The sequence below is a fragment of the Brevundimonas sp. genome (assembly GCF_031082345.1).
GTDB lineage: Bacteria > Pseudomonadota > Alphaproteobacteria > Caulobacterales > Caulobacteraceae > Brevundimonas.
Map to the genome: position 1 here is coordinate 1 of NZ_JAVHLH010000093.1, position 2933 is coordinate 2933.

Here is a 2933-nt window from a genome sequence, read left to right on the forward strand (position 1 = left end):
CCCCGCGCAGCGCGATCGGCGACCCGGCCGTGGCCGCCGCCGTGTTCGGACTGGGCGTGAATGAGGTGTCGGCTCCGGTGCAGGCTCGCATCGGCTTCGTGGTCGCCCGGGTGACCGGCGTCACGCCTGGCCAGGAAGTCACGCTGGAGGACGCCCGCGAGCAGATCGTCGAGGAACTCCGGGGCCAGGAAGCGCGCGGCGCCATCGCCCGCCGTGTGGAGGCCTTCGAGGCCGCCCGTCGGGAGGGCAAGGACCTCGACGAGGCCGTTCGCGAGGTCGGCGCCCAGGCCGTTCCCGTTCCCGCCGTGAGCCGCGAGGGCCGCAATCGCGAAGGCCAGCAGCTCAACGTGCCCGCCCAGGTGCTCGAAGCCATGTGGGGCCTGACCAAGGGTCGCGCCAACGAGCCGGTCGCCCTCGGCGAGGGCCAGTATTTCGTGGTCCGCGTTGACGACGTCACGCCCGCCGCCATGCCGCCGCTCGACAGCGTGCGGGACATGGTGACCCAGGCCTGGATCGCCCGCGAGAACGTCCGCCTGCTCTCGGCCCGCGCCGACGCGCTAACGGCGCGGCTCCGGGCCGGCGAGGACTTCGCCGCCGTGGCCGCCTCGGTCGGCGCTTCGGTCAGCACCGCCTCGGGCGTCAAGCAGGATGAGGAGACGCTCAACCGACTGGGCCAGGGCGTGATGGCGGGCCTGTTCAACGGGCAGACGGAACAGATCTTCTCGCAACCGCAGTCCGACGGCGGCATCGCCATCGGCCGGGTCGACCGCATCACGGCGCCGACCGCGGCCGTCGTCGCCGAGGAAGCGCAGCAGTGGCGGGCCCGGGTCGGCGCCGCCAGCGGCGATCCGCTGTTCGCCGCCGCCGTCTCCGCCGCCGCCGACCGCCTGAAGGCGACCTACGACGAGGAGCTGGGCCGGCAGGCCCTCGGCGTCACCGCCACGGCCCCGACGCCGGCGACGCCGGCCGGGCAATGACCCCAGGCGGCTCGCCGTGGCCCGCCTTTGAGGCGGGCTGGGACGAAGGACGCCCCCAGGTGGTGGTTCGGCGGCTCGTCGACGACCTCGAGACCCCGGTCTCGGCCTTCCTCAAGGTCGGGCACGGCCGCACCCACGCCTTCCTGCTGGAATCGGTCGAGGGCGGCGCCGTCAACGGCCGCTATTCGATCATCACCCGCGATCCGGACGTGGTCTGGCGTTGCCGGGACGGTCGCGCGGAGCTGGCGCGGGGCGAAGCCGTGGCCTCCGCGGCGTACACAGCCGAGCCGGGCGACCCGCTGGCGTCGCTGCGGCGGCTGATCGCGGCGTCCCGCCTCGACCTGCCCGAGGGTCTGCCGCCGATGGCCGCCGGCCTGTTCGGCGTGTTCGGCTATGACATGGTGCGGCTGCTCGAGCCGCTGGGGCCGGCCAATCCCGATCCGCTGAACCTGCCCGACGCGGTTCTGACCCGGCCGGCGCTGGTGGCCATCTTCGATTCGGTGAAGCACGAGATCGTGCTGGTCTCGGCCGCCTTCCCCGACAGCGGTGCGTCCGCCCCTGAGGCCTTCGCCGCGGCGATGATGCGGCTGGACGCCTTCGAAGCCGATCTGCGCCGTCCCCTGCCCGCCCTGCCCGCGCCGGTGGAAGCGGCCGCGCCGCCGTTCCACTCGCCGGTCGACGAGGCCGCCTTCGGCGACATGGTGGCCCGGGCCAAGGACTACATCGCCGCCGGCGACATCTTCCAGGTGGTGCTGAGCCACCGCTTCGCCGCGCCGTGGACGGGCGATCCGTTCGCCTTCTACCGCTCGCTGCGGCGGCGCAATCCGTCGCCCTATCTGTTCTTCCTCGACTTCGGCGACTTCCAGCTGGCCGGCTCGAGCCCGGAAATCCTCGTGCGACTGAAGGACGGGCGGGTGACCATCCGTCCGCTGGCCGGCACCCGGCCGCGCGGCGAGACGCCCGAGCAGGACCGGGCGCTGGAGGCCGAATTGCTGGCCGATCCCAAGGAGCGGGCCGAGCATCTGATGCTGCTGGATCTGGGCCGAAATGACGTCGGCCGGGTCGCGGCGCCGGGCACCGTCGAGGTCACCGAAAGCTTCAAGGTCGAGCGCTACAGCTCTGTCATGCATATCGTTTCTGATGTGCAGGGTCAGGCTGATCCGCGGCTGGACGCGGTCGACACCCTGCTGGCCGCCCTGCCCGCCGGGACGCTGTCGGGCGCGCCCAAGGTGCGGGCCATGGAGATCATCGACGAACTGGAGAGCGAGAAGCGCGGCGTCGGCTACGGCGGCGGCGTCGGCTACATCTCGGCCGGCGGCGAGGCCGACATCTGCATCGTGCTGCGGACCGCCCTGTTCGCCGACGGCAAGATCCATGTCCAGGCCGGGGCGGGCGTCGTGGCCGACAGCGATCCGGTCGCCGAATACGCCGAGACGAGAGCCAAGGCCCGGGCCCCGATGGGCGCGGCCGAAGACGCCTGGCGCTATCCGTTCGGCAATCGCTGAACGGATAGCGCCGGAGCTTCAGTCCAACAGGGCCTGGATGGCCCGCAGGTCGACTTGCCCCATGGCCTCGCGCAGGATCGGGCTGAGCGTTGGGTGGCCCTGGGCGCCCTCGGACGGGGCGGAGATCGTGACCAGCTGGATCGCCGTTTTGGGCCGGGCCGGATCGAAATAGTCGGGGTCGACGGCGACGACGAAATGAGCCCCGACCTTGGCGCAGTCGGTGAACAGACCCTGCCGCCGGGAGCCGTCCTGGCAGGCCGGTTCGGCCCGGCCCGCCGGCGACAGGGCGGCGAGCTCGGCCTCCAGCTTGCCCAGGGTCTCGAGCAGACGCGGGGCGGCATTGCCGCCCAGGTCGTCGACGATTTTCCGGTAGTCGCCAATCTCGCGGTCGAGGACTTCCTGTTTGGTGACGTGGCGATACGGACGCCGCCCCGGCCGGGCGACCACGACG

The 2933-nt window shown here is 72.3% G+C and carries 3 protein-coding genes; 2 read left to right on the top strand and 1 reads right to left on the bottom strand.

Translation table 11 applies throughout. The annotated features are described in order from the left end of the window. Both RDU12_RS07800 and trpE read left to right on the top strand, forming a co-directional pair. Positions 1-977 (top strand): peptidyl-prolyl cis-trans isomerase (locus RDU12_RS07800; RefSeq protein ID WP_308684388.1); only part of this gene is annotated, 977 nt, incomplete at its 5' end. After that, positions 974-2482, top strand: a complete 1509-nt coding sequence (gene trpE / locus RDU12_RS07805; protein WP_308684389.1) for an anthranilate synthase component I — start codon at positions 974-976, stop codon at positions 2480-2482. The genes RDU12_RS07800 and trpE, both read left to right, overlap by 4 nt. 18 nt (positions 2483-2500) lie before the next feature. On the opposite strand, the gene RDU12_RS07810 is transcribed toward trpE, so the two are convergent. Further along, a partial coding sequence (locus RDU12_RS07810) for a hypothetical protein (protein WP_308684390.1) occupies positions 2501-2933 on the bottom strand: 433 nt, incomplete at its 5' end.

Bases quoted from the DNA above. Each gene is read 5' to 3' on its own strand.
- trpE (WP_308684389.1), top strand. From the start codon at position 974: ATGACCCCAGGCGGCTCGCCGTGGCCCGCCTTTGAGGCGGGCTGGGAC.